Below are 16,490 nucleotides of genomic sequence, written 5' to 3'. Positions count from 1 at the left end.
TATTTAAATAAATCGAGCTGCAAAAATAAAGAAGAACCCCTCTACAATTCGATCAAAATATAGGGTTTTTAAAAAAATTAACATTAATTAACATTTGACTGTTTTTGGAGTGTGTGTTGTCGACTTCTTAAAATTGTTTTTTCACATCAAATTAAAGGTTATTAACTTCAAATAGGTGTTAACAAAAACTTATAGCCTTTAGATTTACAACTGTTAATTAATAAAAATTTAATAATTTATGAATCTACATTTTAAAAATGTGATCTGTGTATTGTTCTTTTTTAGCTTTTTGCTAAATGTTAGTGCGCAGGAGAAAAAAATCACCGGAGTGGTGTCTGATAGTTCAGGACCTTTACCAGGTGTAAATGTAATTTTAAAGGGTACAACTACAGGTACAGAAACAGACTTTGATGGTAAGTATTCATTAAATGCAAAAGAGGGAGATATTTTAGTGTTTAGTTTTGTAGGAATGAAAGTGACTGAAAAAGCAGTAGGTGCAGGATCAGAGCTTAATGTTTTAATGCAAGAAGACGCTAACTTATTAGAAGAGATAGTCATTGTTGGATATGGATCAACTTCTAAAAAGGACTTAACAGGGTCAGTAGCAACTATAGGTGTGGAACAGTTACAAGATAAGCCAGTAGCCAATGTAACACAGGCTTTGCAAGGTAAAACTTCTGGTTTACAAATTGTAAGTACAGGTGGTAGAGCAGGTGATGCTACTCAAATTAGTATTAGAGGTAACGGTTCTTTAAGTGCTTCAAATAGTGCTTTATACATTATTGATGGGGTGCCACAAGAAGATATGTCAGGGATTTCTCCTGAAGATATTAAGAGTATAAGTATCTTAAAGGATGCTGCTTCTACAGCAATTTATGGATCTAGAGCCTCTAATGGTGTTGTTTTAATTCAGACAAATAGAGGAGGATATCAAAAAGATATATCCGTGTCTTTCAATACTTCTTATGGTTTTCAAAATATTATAAAAAGACCTAGTTTATTAAACGCGGAGCAATACAAGCAAGTATCAGATGCAGCAAGAATAAACTATGAGCAAGATATTGCTTCCGGAGCTTTAGCTGGACCAAAAGACCCAACAATTTTAACTCCATTACCAGATAGCCCTTATAATACTGATTGGTTGAAGCTAGTATTAAGAGATAATGCTACAGTTAAAAGATATCAATTTAGTGTTGCTGGAGGAGGAGAAAATACAAGAGCATATTTATCAGCGTCTTTATTTGATCAAGAAGGAATTATTAAAAAGGATAATTATAAAATCGGGCGTATAAAGTTAAATGTGGAGCAGAAGATGAATGATTATGTAAAGTTAGGAGTAAATTCTTACTTTTCTTTCTCTGAAGCAACACCTTTTGCAGATGATAATAATACATATCAACCTTATTCAAATGCGTTAGGAGCAAGACCAGATGTTAGTCCTTATGATGCAGACGGTAATATAGCTGTTCATAACTTTTCAAACCCATTATTTGCTTTTGAAAGACAAGTGACTGACAAGTGGCAAAACTTGGGAGGTACATTATTTTTCGATGTAACCCCTATTGAAAGTTTAGTATGGCACTCAGCTTTTAGTGGTAACATAAGAAGTAATAGATACAATAGATATGATGCTCCTAACACAAGAAGAGGTTTAAATGGAGATGGAGTACCAACAGGTTACGGTTACTATAGTACAGAGAATAACAGAGATTATTTAATTGAGAATACAGTAACCTATACAGATAGGTTTGCTAATGATAAGCTAAAATTAACATTATTAGGAGGACACTCGTTCCAGAAATGGGAATATGAAGATTCTTTCGTATCTGGAGAAAACTTTCCTTCAAGTGATTTGAGTTGGTTAGTTTCTGCAGGGGAGATAAATCAAGGACGTAGCTTTTATAAAGCAATGGCATTAGAATCATATTTTACAAGGTTGCAGTTATCTTGGGATTCAAAGTATCATTTTATGGTGTCAACAAGATATGATGGGTCTTCAAAATTTACTAAAGAGAACAGATGGGGAAGTTTCCCAGCAGCATCTATTGGATGGACCATTTCTAACGAGAAATTCTTTAATGTACCGGCGATTAATGAATTAAAAGCAAGAGCTTCTTTTGGATATACAGGTAACCAAACAGGTATTTCTTATGCTTCAGGGCAAAGCTTGATAGGTTCTGGTGAAAACTATGATCAAGCACCAGGTTTAGCTGCTACCACTATTTTCAACCCTGATTTAAAGTGGGAGAAAGGTCAAGCTTTAAACTTAGGTTTAGACATTACTTTATTTGATAGGATAGATGTTAATTTAGATTATTATGAAAAAGAAACTCAAGATCTTTTAAGTAGAGTTAATGTACCACAAGAAAGTGGATTTAGAACTATGTTAGCAAATGTAGGTAATATTTCAAATAAAGGATTCGAAGCTAATATTAATGCAAGAATAATCGAAAAAGAAAATTTCAAATGGAATTTTGGAGCTAACTTTTCATATAACGATAATGAAGTGTTAAAGGTAGGGTCTGAGACAGGACAATATACAACAGGGTTCGCTTCTATTGTTAAAGAAGGAAGTGCTTTAGGTTCGTTCTTTATATTAGAATCAGCAGGAGTAGCTTCAGAAGAGTATACATATAAAGATGCTGATGGGGTTGATGGACAAACAGTTGCTGCTGGAGATATGATTTATGTTGATCAAAATGGTGATGGTAAAATTACTGATGAGGATAAAAAAGTATTTGAAGGAGGTATAGCTCCTATTTATGGTGGTTTTAATACTTCTATTGAATACAAAGGATTTGATTTAGGAATTAGTGGCCAGTACTCTATAGGTAAAAAAGTATACGCACTTTTTAAAGAGGACGGATTAAATGGAGGAGCAGTCGGAGCACCATCTTATTCTGAAAATATGTTAACAGAAATGTTAGACTATTGGACACCAACAAATACAAATGCTTCTAACCCGAGGCCTCATTTATCTTCTGAAATTTCTGCATGGAACACTCAAAGATCTAGTAGATACTTAGAAGATGCAGATTATTTAAGAATTTCAGATATTACTTTAGGATACAACTTTAACTTCTTAAAAGATTCAGATGTGAAGTTTATAAAAAGTTTGAGACTTTATGCTCAAGTAAGAAACCCATTTACATTTACTAAATATTCTGGTGGAGATCCAGAAGTAAGCTATGTAGATCAAACAGCTCAAAGTGGTCAAGACAGAACTGACGGAAGTAAAATTGAAGCTGGAGTTGATTTAGGTGGTATTCCTAACGTTAAATCGTTCTTAATAGGGTTAAATGTTAAATTTTAAAAAAATGAAGATGATTAAAAAAATTTCAAAAATACTTTTCATTGGGCTGTTTGTGGCTTTAACTACATCTTGTAGTGATCAGTTAGATATACCTTCTGAAGCATCTTTAGATGCAAATGCAAACTTAGCAACAGAAGATGTAGATAAGCTATTAACAGGGCTGTATAAAAAAATGAGACACCCTAATCAGTATGGGTATTTCGCTATCATGAATACTGAAATTATGGGAGACAACTATAAGCCTGTTAAGTTTCAGTGGTTCCAAGTGCAGAACTTTTATGAAAATAAAGTGCCTGCTGGAGACATTTTATTAAGTTATTTCTATGCAGATTATTATGCAGGTATTGATAGAGCTAATACTATTTTAAAAGTACCTTCAGCAAATGAAGCACAAAAAGGAGCAGCACGTTATAATAGAGCTTTAAGTTACTTAAGGTTATATGATATGTTTGAAAGAGTTCCTTTAATTGATGAAAATTATGATAGAACACCTATTGCACCATCTTCAAAAGAGGATGTATTAAACTTTATCGTTGAAGATTTAAAATATGCAAAGGAAAATTGTGTAAGCTTTAACGGACTTAGTTTATTAGAAAGTCAAAAGACTCCTACAAAAGAAGCAGCTTCTGCTCTTTTAGCAAGGGTTTATAGAGTACAAGGAGATATAGCAGCAGCGGGAGTAGAGGCTGAAGAATTAATTACATCAGGGAAATTTTCTTTAGCAGCAAACCCTTTAGAAAGAGATCCAGAGGTTATCTTTATGTATAAAGGTAATAAAGCAGAAACTGTTGGTTCTTGGGGGTGGATTATGAGTCCAGAGGCTAGAACATGGAATTGTTTTGCAGCAGCAGATGATTTAACAGCTCTAGTTAAAGGAGAAGATACTCGAAAGATCTTATTTGATTTCGATGGTAAAGATGCTAATGGCGGTTATATATATTCAAAGAAATATAAAACCGAAGACAATTCTGACTTATTAGTTTCTAGAATTGCTGAGATGTATTTAATTTCTGCAGAAGCAGGAAATACAGCAAGATTAGATGAATTGCAAGCGGCTAGAAAATCTTCTTTAACATTGGCAGAAGAAAGACGTTTGGAGATGTCATTTGAATGGACAAGATGGGAGGATTTGAAATTAGAAGGGAAAACTTCTTATATTTTACCTTATCCAACTAGAGCAGTAGATTCAAACCCATTACTTAAGTAATTTTATTTAGATATTCCCCTTAATAAATAAAGGGCTGAGTTTTAAAACTCAGCCCTTTTCATATTAAAGAAATTGTTTTTCAATTCAAAAAAAAGGTAATTCAAATCAAAGTTATAATAATGAAGAGTTAAGCTTAATACATTTGCGCCAACTTATACCAACTTTGTTTTCATTGGTGTAATTATTTGAATTAATTATAAAGTCAAGGAGTCATTAACCTTGGCTTTTTTTGTTTAATAAATGATCTATTTGTTTTTTTTGATTTGTTTTTATGTGTTTTTGTTGTTTTTTTAACTTTTTTTATGTTAAAATGCTTATTTTTTAGTGTTTTTTTTAGCATTTTGTTAATTTTATAAAGTATCAATTTTAAGGTTCTTGTAATGAGGGTTTTAAGTTTAAAAATTTTAATTTATGAAATTAAAAAATTACCTAATGCTAATGTTTATACTCATAAGTATATCAGTTTTAGCACAAGAAAAAACGGTTACAGGAACAGTAACTGATGAAACTGGAGCACTACCAGGAGTTAGTGTAATTATTAAAGGTACTAATAGAGGTACTGAAACAGATTTTGATGGGAAGTATGCCATAAAAGTAAACCAAGGAGATGTACTTGTTTTTAGTTTTGTAGGGCTTAAAACTGTTGAAAGAACTGTTGGAGTAATTTCTGTTTTAAATATTAAAATGGAAGAGGACGTTAACTTGTTAGACGAAGTGGTAGTTGTAGCTTATGGGACTACTACTAAAGAAGCATTTACAGGTTCAGCGAGTGTTTTAGGTGTAAAAGATTTAGCCACACGTAATGTAACTTCTCCAATTGCAGCTATTGAAGGTCGTGCAACAGGTATACAATTTACATCGTCTGCAGGCCCTGGAGCATCACCAGATATTGTAATTCGTGGTGTAGGTACATTAAATGGAGATACTGATCCTTTATTTATAGTGGATGGTATTCAATATGAAGGAGAGTTAAATACAATAAATCAAGAAGACATAGAGTCTTTTACAGTGCTTAAAGATGCCTCTTCTACATCATTATATGGTTCAAGAGCTGCTAATGGAGTTGTAATTATTACTACCAAAAAAGGAAAGAAAGGCGGAGTAAGAGTTAACTTTACTGCTCAATCTGGAGTTGTGGTAAACGGTGTTCAAACATATGACCAAGTGTCGCCAGGTCAGTATTATGAAGTTATGTGGGAGGCTTTGAAAAATTCTAGTGCTGGTGGAGGTGATCCTGCATTTGCTAGTGCAAATATTTATAATCAATTAGGTTATAATCCGTTTAATGTGCCAAATGATCAAATAGTTGGAGTGGATGGAAAGTTAAACCCTAATGCAAGCGTTATATATAAGAGTCTTGATTGGTTTGATGAACTACAACAAACTGGAATTAGAAATAACTACAATGTAGGTATATCAGCAGGAGGTGATGATCATACAGTATATTTTTCAGCTTCATATTTAGATGAAGAGAGTTATGTGGTAACTTCAGGTTTCGAGCGTATAACAGCAAGGTTAAATGCTGATTTTGATGTGAGTGAAAGTATCAAAATTGGAGGTAGTGCGAATATTGCGCTTACTGAAGCAAGAGGTCCAAGTTCAGCGGGAACAGGAAGTATTGTTAACCCATTTAGTTTTGCATTAGGTATGGGGTCTATCTATCCAGTATATGTGAATGATTTACAAGGGAATATTGTAAGAGACGAATTTGGAAATCCTGTTTTTGACTCAGGTGAAGGTTTCCCAGAGTATAATATAGGTTCCAGACCCACTAACCAAGGTCGTCACGCACTTCAAGAATTGTTACTTAATAATGAAAGCGATAAGGATAATACTTATGGGTTTAGGTTTTATGGAGATATTAAACTTTTAGAAGGTCTTAATTTAAAAGTAACTTATGGTAGAGATATTAACGAACTATTTGAAAAAGAATATGAGAATGCAATCATTGGCGACGCTCAGCCAGATGGAAGGTTAAGTGAAGATCGTGGAAGAAGGGAAGTAGAAAACTTTAATCAAATTTTAACTTACGTTAAAAGTTTTGGTAATCATAATTTAGAGTTACTTGCAGGACACGAGAGTTTTGAAAGAACACTTTCCAATATAGAAGGGCTTGCCACAATACAAGCTGCCAATGGGATTTTTGAGTTTGCTAACTTTTCAAATATTGTAGATCTGGATGGAGCAACTTTTGACAAAGCAATAGAAGGGTATTTTTTTAGAGCGAACTATAACTATAATAACAAATATTATTTAAGTGGTTCAGTTCGACGTGATGGGTCTTCAGTATTTGATATGGATAAAAGATGGGGTACTTTTTATTCTGTAGGGGCTTCTTGGCGTATTGACCAAGAAAATTTCATGAAAGATGTACCTTTTATAAATAAACTAAAATTACGAGCATCTTATGGAGAAGTAGGGAATGATGATTTGCTAGATTCATATTTGTCACAAGCACGATTTTCAATTACATCTAATGCAGCTGCTCCAGCAATTATTTTTACAGATATAGGGAACGCTAATTTGCAATGGGAAACCATAGAAAATTTTGATGTAGCATTGGAATTTGCATTGTTCGATAATTTTTTAGATGGCTCAATTGAATACTATAAAAAAAATTCAACCGATTTACTTTATCTTTTACCCATAGCGCCAAGTAATGGATTAAATGAAGTTCCAGTAAATGCTGGAGACATGTTTAATTCAGGTTGGGAGTTGGGTTTGACAGCTCACCTTTTTAATAGAGAAAATTTTAAATGGGACTTAACATTACAAGCCTCTACATTTAAAAACGAAATTACGAAATTACCCGATCCTTTTATAAATGGATCAAAACGTTGGGCTGAAGGCAGGTCTAGGTTTGATTACTTTTTATTAAGAACTGCAGGGGTAGACCCTGATAATGGAGATCAGTTGTTCTATATGTATGAACAAGATGAGAATGGAGAAAGTGTTCCTGTTTTAGATGCAAATGGAAACATAGAAACGACAAATGATTGGCAAGAAACAGAAAGAGCCTATACAGGAGATTCTTCAGTACCTGATCTTTTAGGTTCAATTTTAAATAAAATTACATATAAAGATTTCACTTTTGATTTTTTAGTTACCTATGGTATAGGTGGAAAAGTGTTAGACAACGCATATTCATCTATGATGCATAGTGGAAGTTATGGAAGATCTTTGCATCCAGATATATTGAATGCATGGAGACAACCTGGAGATATTACAAATGTTCCGAGATTGGAAAATGGAAATCCTGATTTAGTTAGAACTCAGTCAGACAGATTTTTAACCGATGCTTCTTTCTGGGCGTTAAAAAATGTCAACATAGGCTATACATTAGATAAAAAAGTTGTAGAGGCGCTTAAAATGGATGATATAAGGTTTAATTTATCTGGAGAGAATTTATTCTTAAAAAGTGAGAGAAAAGGTTTAGATCCTCAATATGACTTATCTGGAGTTTCACCTGGTGATGATTTTTCACCTCCAAGAATCATTTCTTTCGGTATTAATGTTTCATTCTAAAAAAAATCATTATGTTAAATAAATTAAAATATATATTAATAGTTGTTATTCTTATTTCGATAACATCTTGTAAAGAAGATTTTCTTGAAAGAACCCCTACTGATGCTATTTCTGCATCTGATGCGCTAGCTAACGAAACAAACATGCAATTAGTTCTTAATGGAGTACATAGAGGGTTGTATTCTCAGTCACAAACAATATTTCCAGGAGGAGATTCTCAAAGAGCAGGAAATCATTATTGGGTTCCTTTAGGAGATAATTTGTCAGGAGGACTAATTCATAGTGCACCAGCAAATAATTTGGGTTGGAGAACTGAAATGCAATGGAACTCACATACACAGCCGACTTCGCTTACAAATGAGTTGTTATGGTATCATAGGTATAATATAATTTTACATGCAAATCTATTGATTAATGGAATTTTAGAAGGGAACTTAACAGAAACTCCAACATTAAATTCAATTTTAGGGCAAGCTTATACATATAGAGCCTATGCATATCTCTCTTTAGTACAGCATTATAGTAGAGGGTATTTAATAGGTAGTCCGAGTACTGACCCAGGAGTGCCTTTACTTTTTTCTTCAGAGTCACCATTCACGAGCGAGCCAAGATCAACAGTTGAAGAAATATATAATCAAATAGGGCAAGATTTAGATGCTGCCATTAGTGCTTTTGAAAAAGGATCTACAAGACCATCTGGAGGACCAGAGGTAAAATCTCAATTAAATATAGATGTAGCTTATGGGTTGAAGGCTAGATGGGCTCTCTCTAAAGGAGACTGGCAAACAGCTGCTGATGCTGCTGTGGCTGCACGTCAAAATTATCCGTTAATGAATGAATCAGAATGGAAGGCAGGGTTTAATTCAAATGATCTTTCGGAAGTTATTTGGGGAAGTAATGTTATTCAAACAGAAACAACATTTTTTCGTTCTTATTTTTATTTAGCTAGCAACACTTTTAATGGAAGTCAAATTAGAAACAATCCAAAAATAGCTGATAGAAGATTAGTGGATGCGATTCCAGACACAGATTATAGAAAAGATGTATTTATTATTGATGCACCAAATACAAACTTTTCTGCTTCAAATAATGAAGGAGGTCTTGACCCTGATACAGGATTACCAAAAGACCCTAATTATGCCAGTGATTTAGATGCCTATAATGCCAGAAGAGCGGAAATTAATGCAGAGTATGGTATTACGAACAGCTTTAATCAACATCCATATATGCATTTTAAATTAAAGAACAAAAATCCTGGCTCTATTGATCCTGACGATGTAATTTATATGCGTGCTTCAGAAATGTATTTAATAGAAGCTGAGGCAAGAGCTATGATGAACGATATTGTAGGAGCACAAAATGCATTAAAGCCTTTAGGAGAAGAGCGTGATAGTGCTTATGATGTAACAGTTTATAATACACAAGAATCTTTAATGGATCATATTAAGTTTCAAAGAGGAGTAGAATTATGGGGAGAAGGTTTTGGATATACAGATAAAATTCGTTGGGATGAAGGAATAGATCATGCCGCTGATGGAGGCTCAGGAGCTTCTGCAGTACTTTATCAAGGGGCTTATCAAGTAGAAAAACCATCTTTAAATGATGACTGGATTTTTAAAATCCCACAAGCAGAAATTAATGCCAATCCAAATATAACACCAAGTGACCAAAACTAAAAGAGTTGTGAATAAGAAGCTAATTACATTAAATTTTTGTTTTCATTTAATGTAGTTGTTTGAATTAATTTTAAGCCAAGGAGTCATTAACCTTGGCTTTCTTTTATTTTAAAATACTTTCCATTTGTTGCTGTAACTCTTTAGCTTTAGCAGCGGCAGCTTCAGCAAAATCACTCTCGTTAGAAGCATAAATAATTCCGCGAGAAGAGTTAATTAGTAACCCTATAGTATCAGTCATTCCGTATTTACAAACTTCTTCTAAACTACCTCCTTGGGCACCAACCCCAGGAACTAATAAAAAGCTTTCAGGAATAATTTTTCTGATATCAGCTAAATATTCAGCCTTCGTAGCTCCAACAACGTACATTAGGTTTTGAGAATTTTTCCAAGATTTAGAAGTTTCAATTACTTGTTTGTATAACTCTTTACCATCAATAGTTTTTGTTTGGAAGTCAAAAGCGCCTTGGTTAGAAGTTAAAGCCAACATAATGGTATGTTTATCTTCAAAAGCTAAAAAAGGTTCAACAGAATCTTTTCCCATGTATGGAGCAACCGTTACCGAATCAAAAGCTAAGTCTTCAAAAAAAGCTTTTGCATACATGGTTGAAGTATTACCAATATCACCACGCTTAGCATCAGCAATGGTAAAAATTTCAGGGTGTTTTTCGTTTAAGTAATTAATCGTTCTTTCAAGAGATTTCCACCCTTTAATTCCGTAAGCTTCATAAAAAGCAGTATTAGGTTTGTATGCTACACAAAGATGGTGAGTAGCATCAATAATAGCTTTATTAAAGGCAAAAATAGGATCTTCTTCTTGAAGTAAATGAGCTGGGATTTTGTTTAAATCAACATCCAGTCCAATACATAAGAACGATTTCTTTTTTTGAATTTCAGATACAAGTTGTTGTGTTGTCATGTGTTGTTGTAAAAGTTAGGCAAAAGTACATAAATTTAGCAGTTTCTGTTATCTTTGTTATATATGTTTCAATATATCGTTAACAAAATTTTTTACGGATTCTTAACACTGTTTGGTGTAGTTACTGTAATTTTTTTACTGTTTAACATTTTACCTGGAGATCCAGCTCGTATGATGTTAGATCAGAGAGAAGACACCGAACAACTACAAAATATTCGAAAAAAATACGGATTTGATAAACCTGTATTCACACAATATTTGTATTATTTGAATGATGTTTCTCCGTTGTCTTTTCATAGTAAAAATACTGATGATTATACCTTTTTATTAGAAGGGAAATACAATGCGTACCCATTATTTTCTATAGGAAATACAGAGTTGGTTGTAAAAACGCCGTATTTACGTCAATCATTTCAAAAAAACGGAAAAAACGTTTCCGAAGTAATTAAAGAAACGTTACCCAATACAGCAATTCTAGCGGTAGTAGCCATAACCATTGCTTTAATTTTAGGAATTATTTTAGGAGTCTTTTCAGCCTTATTTAAAGATACATTTTTTGATAGAATCATAGCAGTTATTAGTACTTTAGGAATGAGTGTTCCTTCTTTCTTTTCGGCAATTTTATTTGCTTGGTTGTTCGGTTTTGTATTACACAAGTACACAAGTTTAGAAATGACTGGAAGTTTGTACGAAGTAGATGATTTTGGTGAAGGAATGCATATTCAATGGAAAAATTTAATACTACCAGCAATAGTGTTAGGTATTCGCCCGTTAGCAGTAGTAATTCAATTAATGCGAAACTCGTTGTTAGAAACGCTGAGTCAAGATTACATACGAACAGCAAAGGCAAAAGGGTTAACGATGTACCAAGTAATAAAAAAACATGCCTTGAAAAACTCATTAAACCCAGTAATAACAGCAATTTCTGGATGGTTTGCATCTATGTTAGCAGGCGCGGTTTTTGTAGAGTATATTTTTAACTGGAACGGATTAGGAAAAGAAATAGTAAACTCGCTAAATACTCTTGATTTACCCGTAATTATGGGAGCTGTTTTAGTAGTGGCTACGTTATTTATAATCATAAATATTATAGTAGATATTTTATATAGTTGGTTAGATCCAAGAATAAGATTACAATAAAATGAGAAAATTTTGTCTATTAATCACCATAGCTTTTTTGTCAAGTTGTGCTGTTTTTCAGCCAAAACACTTTACTCAAACATCTTTGAATGAAGAATTATTAACTTTAGAAAGAGAGTCAATTTCGTTTAAGAAAATCTTAAAACGAAATAAAGGAAAGAAAATTTTTGTACAAATTTTCGCAACCTATTGTCCTTATAGTCAAAAGAGCTTTAAAGATGTGCTTTCATTTCAAAAGAAAAATTCAGAACTTGTATATGTTTTTTTATCAGTAGACCATTCATATCATGATTGGAAAAGAGGCTTAGAAAGTATACCTGTGAAAGGGCAACATTATTATATCCCAAAAAAAGGAAAAGGTGCTCTTGGTAAGTTTTTAAAACTAAAAACAATTCCTCGGTTTTTGATTATTGATGAAGAAGGAAAAATTAGCGTGTATAAATCATCCAAAGTGTCAGATAAGCTCCAAAACAAAGTACAATAACATGAAAAAAATAGTAATAGTAGCTTTTATTGGATTAACCTTATTAAGCTGCTCTAAAGAAGCTCCAGATCATTTTTCTACAGAAGCGTTGGAGGATGTTTTTATTTCTTTAGAAGGAAATGAAGTGCCTTTCAATAAAATTTTAGAAAAACATAAAGGAAAAAAGATATTGATAGATATTTGGGCTTCATGGTGTCCAGATTGTTTAAAAAGTATTCCTAAAGTACAGAAAATACAAGAGAGTTACGCAGGAGCTGCGTATGTCTTTTTATCCTTAGATAGAAATAAGAGAGATTGGAAAAATGGCATTGAACGTCTAAATATAAAAGGAGACCATTATTTTATGCAATCAGGATGGGAAGGGAAGTTTGGTAAGTTTTTAGGTTTAAATAGGATACCAAGGTTTTTAGTTATAGACGAAAATGAAAAAATAATTGTTTTTGATGCTACAAAAGCCACTGATAAATTAATTCGTCAAAGCCTAGAAAAAATGTAATTTTGCAAACACAAAATCAATAACCAGAAAAAAATAACACACGTGAGACAAAAAATAGTTGCAGGTAACTGGAAGATGAATAAAAACCTCGATGAAGCAAAAGAATTAATTGAGGTAATAAAGAAAGAAGTAAAAACTGGTTTAGAAGAAGGTACTAGAGTTATAATTGCTCCTAGTTTTGTAAATCTACAGTCAGCAGTAAAAAACACTGAAGAATCAGTTGTAGAAGTTGCCGCACAAAACATGCATCAATCTAAAAGTGGAGCGTTCACAGGAGAGGTCTCAGCAGATATGCTAACAAACTTAGGTGTTAACATAGTAATTTTGGGGCATTCTGAACGTAGAGAGTATTTTGGCGAAACAGATGAGTTATTAGCTCAAAAGGTAGATGCTGCTTTAGCTAACGGATTAGAAGTGATTTTTTGTTTTGGTGAATTGTTAGAAGATAGAAAGTCTTCTAATCATTTTGCGGTGGTAGAAAACCAGATAAAAAAGGCATTATTTCATCTAAAAGAAGAAGTCTTTAAGAATATTGTTTTAGCGTATGAACCAGTTTGGGCAATTGGAACGGGAGAAACAGCTTCACCAGAGCAAGCGCAAGAAATGCATGCTTTTGTAAGAGAACTTTTTGCTAAAGAGTATGGAAAAGAAATAGCAGATACCATTTCAATTTTGTATGGAGGAAGTGTAAAACCAGCCAATGCTAAAGAAATTTTTTCTAAGCTAGATGTTGATGGAGGTTTAATAGGTGGAGCGGCATTAAAAGCTGAAGATTTTGCAGCAATAATTAAATCAATTTAATGGACAATATTTATATAGAATATACTTTTGAAGTAACACCAAAAGAACCAACTACAGAAATTCTAATCGCTGAGTTAGGTGCTTTAGGATTTGAAAGTTTTGTAGAAAATGAAAATGGTGTTATAGCATATATCCAAAAAGAAGATTGGAATAAAGATATTTTAAATGATGTCTTTGTTTTAAACTCTGAAGAGTTTTCAATTCAATATAAACATAAAGAAATAGAGCAAACAAATTGGAATGAAGAATGGGAAAAGAATTTTAATCCTATTCAAGTAGATGATTTAGTTAGCATCCGAGCTCCATTTCATGAAAACCCTAACTTGAAGTACGATATCGTTATTGAGCCAAAAATGAGTTTTGGTACAGGACATCATGAAACTACACACATGATGGTACAACATTTGATTAATTTAGATATAGCGGGTAAAAAAGTACTAGATATGGGGTGTGGTACAGGGATTTTAGCAATTTTTGTAGAAATGAAAGGAGCAAAACCTATTGATGCTATAGATATTGACGCTTGGTGTTATAAGAATTCATTAGAGAATGTAGAAAGAAATAACTGTAAACATATTTCGGTTTATGAAGGAGATGCATCTTTATTAAAAGAGAAAAAATATGATGTTATCATAGCGAATATCAACCGAAATATTTTGTTAAATGATATGGAAACCTACACAAATTGCTTAACTGAAAAAGGAGTTTTATTATTAAGTGGATTTTACAGTGAAGATATTCCAGTGATTGATAATGAGGTGTCTAAGTATAGTTTAACATTAAAAGATACCATAAAAAGAAATAATTGGGTAGCTTTGCAGTATCAAAAATAAAACAAATGAGTACGATAGAAAAAATTCAAGAAGAGCTTGATGTTTTATTAAATGAAACAAGAAAGCATGAAATTGTTTTGCATAACGATGATGTAAATACCTTTGATTTTGTAATTGATAGCCTTGTAACTGTATGTGATCATACATTAGAGCAGGCAGAACAATGTACTATTTTAGTACATTATAAGGGTAAATGCTCGGTTAAAACAGGAGAGTATAAAGATTTAGAACCAAGATGCTCTAAATTATTAGAGTTAGGTTTATCAGCAGAGATAGTATAAGAATGGAGAACATTTTTAGGTATTACGAATTTTCAGATTTTTTAAAAGATAACTCAGGAACGTTTCAAGAAAACGAAATAAGTTTTTCGGAACTTAACAAAGAGCACTTTTTAATTTTTGAAAAGAAAGAATTACAATATAACTTATACGTATCAAAATACAGCTCCAAAAAGGATATAGGAAAAGAACCTCCAGAAATATTAGAGTTATTAGTAGAAAACTACGATAAATCTATACCAGAACATAGAATAGTACTTAGAAAATATTTGTATTAAAAACTCAAAAAACTTTTTTTGAGTTTTTTTTATGTTTTTAGGTGACCTATTAAAAATAATAGTGTCTTAATAGTGTAAGCAAAAGAAAAGAATACAATTTGATTAAAAATATTACCCTTTAAATGTAAAACTTCTCTTTTCTGCTTAAAGCTTACAAAGAGAAGTTTTTAAAGGTTTAAAAATAGTAGTAGTTAGTTTTTATACTAAGTTTGGTTAGACGAAAAGGCCTTAAGCGAAAGTTTAAGGTCTTTTTTATTGAGTTTTTAACTAAAAAATAAATTAAGAGTCTGGTAAAAAAGTGAAAAAAAATGTATCTTTATATAGGTAAAATAGTAACAATAAAAGCCTATGTAGCATCATTTTCTTTAGACACCACGAGCATAACTAAAAACTAGTTTTTGCTAAAAGAAACTTGGACTTGTTGTGGTTAATATCCAAGATAATATTTATTAACTAATAATTTTAAAGAAGATGAAAGATACTATTATCAAAACTGTTTTTATATTATTTATTGGGCTAAGTTTAGCTTTTACCCATAAGCAAAATAACATTACAGAACCTATAAAAACCATAGCAACTTTTCAAGGTTATGATGAGTATGGTTATACTTTTTCGTTTGAAGACGAAGAGGGAGATGAAGATGTAATAACCTTTGAAACTATATCAGAGAAAATATTAAAAATTTATAACTTAAAAGATAATAAATTTGTAGGTCAGGTGTTTGAAATTACATATGATTATAAGGTATCAGATGATGAAATTGAGACACCTGTGTTACAATCAATAAAAAAAATAGAATAATTATGAGTATTGTAGATTTATACGAGTCAAGTAAACATAGAAATAATGTAGCACACTTTAGTGCTATTGTTAACCTTGCTATTATTGATGGTGATTTAAATGAAGATGAAGAAAAATTAGTGAATCGTTTTGCTAGAAAATTAGATATAACTGAGGCAGAGTATCAAGATATAGTAGAAAATTCAAAAAAATATCCAGTAGTGCCACAAGCAAAAACAGATGATAGGTTGGAGCGCTTGCTAGATTTATTCAAAATAATTTATTCAGATCATCAAATTGATGAAGCTGAATTAAAACTAATTTTGAGATATGCTATTCAACTTGGTTTTTCACAAGAAAAAGCAGAAGAAATTATTTCTAAAACTACAAAAATCTTTAGTGGTAAAATTGATTTAGATCAGTATAAATTGATACTAAACATCCTATAAAAAGTAAAATCCCATTCTAAACAGAATGGGATTTATTTTTAAAGTAACTGCAAGTTTTCTAACTTAAAAATTACAAGATCCTCATCATCTACATCATCAAAAATTTCTTTGTATGTAATTTCAAAACTTTTGTTTTTATAAGCTGATGATTTTAAATCTAAATGCTCAAGATTCTTTTTGTTGATTTGTTCAAAATCAATAATGTCTCCATTTTCTAATTCAAAAACATAATAGCCGTTTGTATATCCTTGATAAACACCGACTAATGTAACTGTTTCTTGTGAGTTATAATAAGTCATGGTTTAAAAACAATT

The 16,490-nt window shown here is 32.0% G+C and carries 15 protein-coding genes; 13 read left to right on the top strand and 2 right to left on the bottom strand.

Annotation, left to right across the window (positions count from 1 at the left end; genetic code table 11):
- The first annotated feature begins 238 nt into the window (after nucleotides 1-238).
- From D6T69_RS14640 to D6T69_RS14625, 4 genes are all read left to right on the top strand, one after another.
- The gene (locus tag D6T69_RS14640; RefSeq protein WP_125068690.1) at nucleotides 239-3,313 is read left to right on the top strand and encodes a SusC/RagA family TonB-linked outer membrane protein; all 3,075 of its coding nucleotides are present in this window, start codon (nucleotides 239-241) and stop codon (nucleotides 3,311-3,313) included.
- 10 nt (nucleotides 3,314-3,323) lie between these two features.
- Complete coding sequence (locus tag D6T69_RS14635) at nucleotides 3,324-4,520, top strand: RagB/SusD family nutrient uptake outer membrane protein (protein WP_164506736.1); 1,197 nt, start codon at nucleotides 3,324-3,326, stop codon at nucleotides 4,518-4,520.
- A 411-nt stretch (nucleotides 4,521-4,931) separates the two neighbouring features.
- Entirely contained in the window at nucleotides 4,932-8,045 is a 3,114-nt protein-coding gene (locus D6T69_RS14630) for a SusC/RagA family TonB-linked outer membrane protein (protein ID WP_125068686.1), read from the top strand.
- Between the two features lie 11 nt (nucleotides 8,046-8,056).
- Nucleotides 8,057-9,721 (top strand): RagB/SusD family nutrient uptake outer membrane protein, encoded by a 1,665-nt coding sequence (locus tag D6T69_RS14625; RefSeq protein ID WP_125068684.1) that lies wholly within the window; start codon nucleotides 8,057-8,059, stop codon nucleotides 9,719-9,721.
- A 103-nt stretch (nucleotides 9,722-9,824) separates the two neighbouring features.
- Here the strand turns inward: D6T69_RS14625 and pyrF are convergent, their stop codons facing one another.
- Entirely contained in the window at nucleotides 9,825-10,637 is an 813-nt protein-coding gene (gene pyrF, locus D6T69_RS14620) for an orotidine-5'-phosphate decarboxylase (RefSeq protein ID WP_125068682.1), read from the bottom strand.
- A 63-nt stretch (nucleotides 10,638-10,700) separates the two neighbouring features.
- Here pyrF and D6T69_RS14615 point away from each other — a divergent pair, with 63 nt between their 5' ends.
- From D6T69_RS14615 to D6T69_RS14575, 9 genes are all read left to right on the top strand, one after another.
- The gene (locus tag D6T69_RS14615; RefSeq protein ID WP_125068680.1) at nucleotides 10,701-11,777 is read left to right on the top strand and encodes an ABC transporter permease; all 1,077 of its coding nucleotides are present in this window, start codon (nucleotides 10,701-10,703) and stop codon (nucleotides 11,775-11,777) included.
- A 1-nt stretch (nucleotide 11,778) separates the two neighbouring features.
- The gene (locus D6T69_RS14610) at nucleotides 11,779-12,261 is read left to right on the top strand and encodes a TlpA family protein disulfide reductase (RefSeq protein ID WP_125068678.1); all 483 of its coding nucleotides are present in this window, start codon (nucleotides 11,779-11,781) and stop codon (nucleotides 12,259-12,261) included.
- A 1-nt stretch (nucleotide 12,262) separates the two neighbouring features.
- Entirely contained in the window at nucleotides 12,263-12,757 is a 495-nt protein-coding gene (locus D6T69_RS14605; protein ID WP_125068676.1) for a TlpA family protein disulfide reductase, read from the top strand.
- Nucleotides 12,758-12,799: 42 nt separating this feature from the next.
- Nucleotides 12,800-13,558, top strand: a complete 759-nt coding sequence (gene tpiA, locus D6T69_RS14600) for a triose-phosphate isomerase (protein WP_125068674.1) — start codon at nucleotides 12,800-12,802, stop codon at nucleotides 13,556-13,558.
- Nucleotides 13,558-14,391 carry a 50S ribosomal protein L11 methyltransferase gene (prmA, locus tag D6T69_RS14595; protein ID WP_125068672.1) on the top strand — a complete coding sequence of 278 codons (834 nt, stop codon included), beginning with the start codon at nucleotides 13,558-13,560 and terminating at the stop codon, nucleotides 14,389-14,391. Before tpiA ends, prmA begins: the two co-directional genes overlap by 1 nt.
- 5 nt (nucleotides 14,392-14,396) lie before the next feature.
- The gene (locus tag D6T69_RS14590; RefSeq protein WP_121146033.1) at nucleotides 14,397-14,672 is read left to right on the top strand and encodes an ATP-dependent Clp protease adaptor ClpS; all 276 of its coding nucleotides are present in this window, start codon (nucleotides 14,397-14,399) and stop codon (nucleotides 14,670-14,672) included.
- Between the two features lie 2 nt (nucleotides 14,673-14,674).
- Entirely contained in the window at nucleotides 14,675-14,947 is a 273-nt protein-coding gene (locus D6T69_RS14585) for a hypothetical protein (RefSeq protein WP_125068670.1), read from the top strand.
- Between the two features lie 471 nt (nucleotides 14,948-15,418).
- The gene (locus D6T69_RS14580) at nucleotides 15,419-15,748 is read left to right on the top strand and encodes a hypothetical protein (RefSeq protein WP_125068668.1); all 330 of its coding nucleotides are present in this window, start codon (nucleotides 15,419-15,421) and stop codon (nucleotides 15,746-15,748) included.
- A 2-nt stretch (nucleotides 15,749-15,750) separates the two neighbouring features.
- On the top strand, nucleotides 15,751-16,176 hold the full coding sequence (locus D6T69_RS14575; RefSeq protein ID WP_125068666.1) for a tellurite resistance TerB family protein: 426 nt from the start codon (nucleotides 15,751-15,753) through the stop codon (nucleotides 16,174-16,176).
- A 38-nt stretch (nucleotides 16,177-16,214) separates the two neighbouring features.
- Here the strand turns inward: D6T69_RS14575 and D6T69_RS14570 are convergent, their stop codons facing one another.
- Entirely contained in the window at nucleotides 16,215-16,475 is a 261-nt protein-coding gene (locus D6T69_RS14570; protein WP_125068664.1) for a hypothetical protein, read from the bottom strand.
- Nucleotides 16,476-16,490 lie beyond the last annotated feature (15 nt).

It is taken from the genome of Tenacibaculum singaporense (genome assembly GCF_003867015.1).
GTDB classification, from domain to species: domain Bacteria; phylum Bacteroidota; class Bacteroidia; order Flavobacteriales; family Flavobacteriaceae; genus Polaribacter; species Polaribacter singaporensis.
The sequence above is the reverse complement of the archived record's forward strand: the minus strand, read 5'-3'. Positions and strand labels throughout refer to the sequence as shown.

Coding starts and splice junctions, on each gene's coding strand:
- pyrF (WP_125068682.1), bottom strand. CDS start 10,637: ATGACAACACAACAACTTGTATCTGAAATTCAAAAAAAGAAATCGTTC.
- D6T69_RS14610 (WP_125068678.1), top strand. CDS start 11,779: ATGAGAAAATTTTGTCTATTAATCACCATAGCTTTTTTGTCAAGTTGT.
- D6T69_RS14570 (WP_125068664.1), bottom strand. CDS start 16,475: ATGACTTATTATAACTCACAAGAAACAGTTACATTAGTCGGTGTTTAT.
- D6T69_RS14580 (WP_125068668.1), top strand. CDS start 15,419: ATGAAAGATACTATTATCAAAACTGTTTTTATATTATTTATTGGGCTA.
- D6T69_RS14575 (WP_125068666.1), top strand. CDS start 15,751: ATGAGTATTGTAGATTTATACGAGTCAAGTAAACATAGAAATAATGTA.
- D6T69_RS14630 (WP_125068686.1), top strand. CDS start 4,932: ATGAAATTAAAAAATTACCTAATGCTAATGTTTATACTCATAAGTATA.
- prmA (WP_125068672.1), top strand. CDS start 13,558: ATGGACAATATTTATATAGAATATACTTTTGAAGTAACACCAAAAGAA.
- D6T69_RS14640 (WP_125068690.1), top strand. CDS start 239: ATGAATCTACATTTTAAAAATGTGATCTGTGTATTGTTCTTTTTTAGC.
- D6T69_RS14615 (WP_125068680.1), top strand. CDS start 10,701: ATGTTTCAATATATCGTTAACAAAATTTTTTACGGATTCTTAACACTG.
- D6T69_RS14635 (WP_164506736.1), top strand. CDS start 3,324: ATGATTAAAAAAATTTCAAAAATACTTTTCATTGGGCTGTTTGTGGCT.
- D6T69_RS14590 (WP_121146033.1), top strand. CDS start 14,397: ATGAGTACGATAGAAAAAATTCAAGAAGAGCTTGATGTTTTATTAAAT.
- D6T69_RS14605 (WP_125068676.1), top strand. CDS start 12,263: ATGAAAAAAATAGTAATAGTAGCTTTTATTGGATTAACCTTATTAAGC.
- D6T69_RS14625 (WP_125068684.1), top strand. CDS start 8,057: ATGTTAAATAAATTAAAATATATATTAATAGTTGTTATTCTTATTTCG.
- D6T69_RS14585 (WP_125068670.1), top strand. CDS start 14,675: ATGGAGAACATTTTTAGGTATTACGAATTTTCAGATTTTTTAAAAGAT.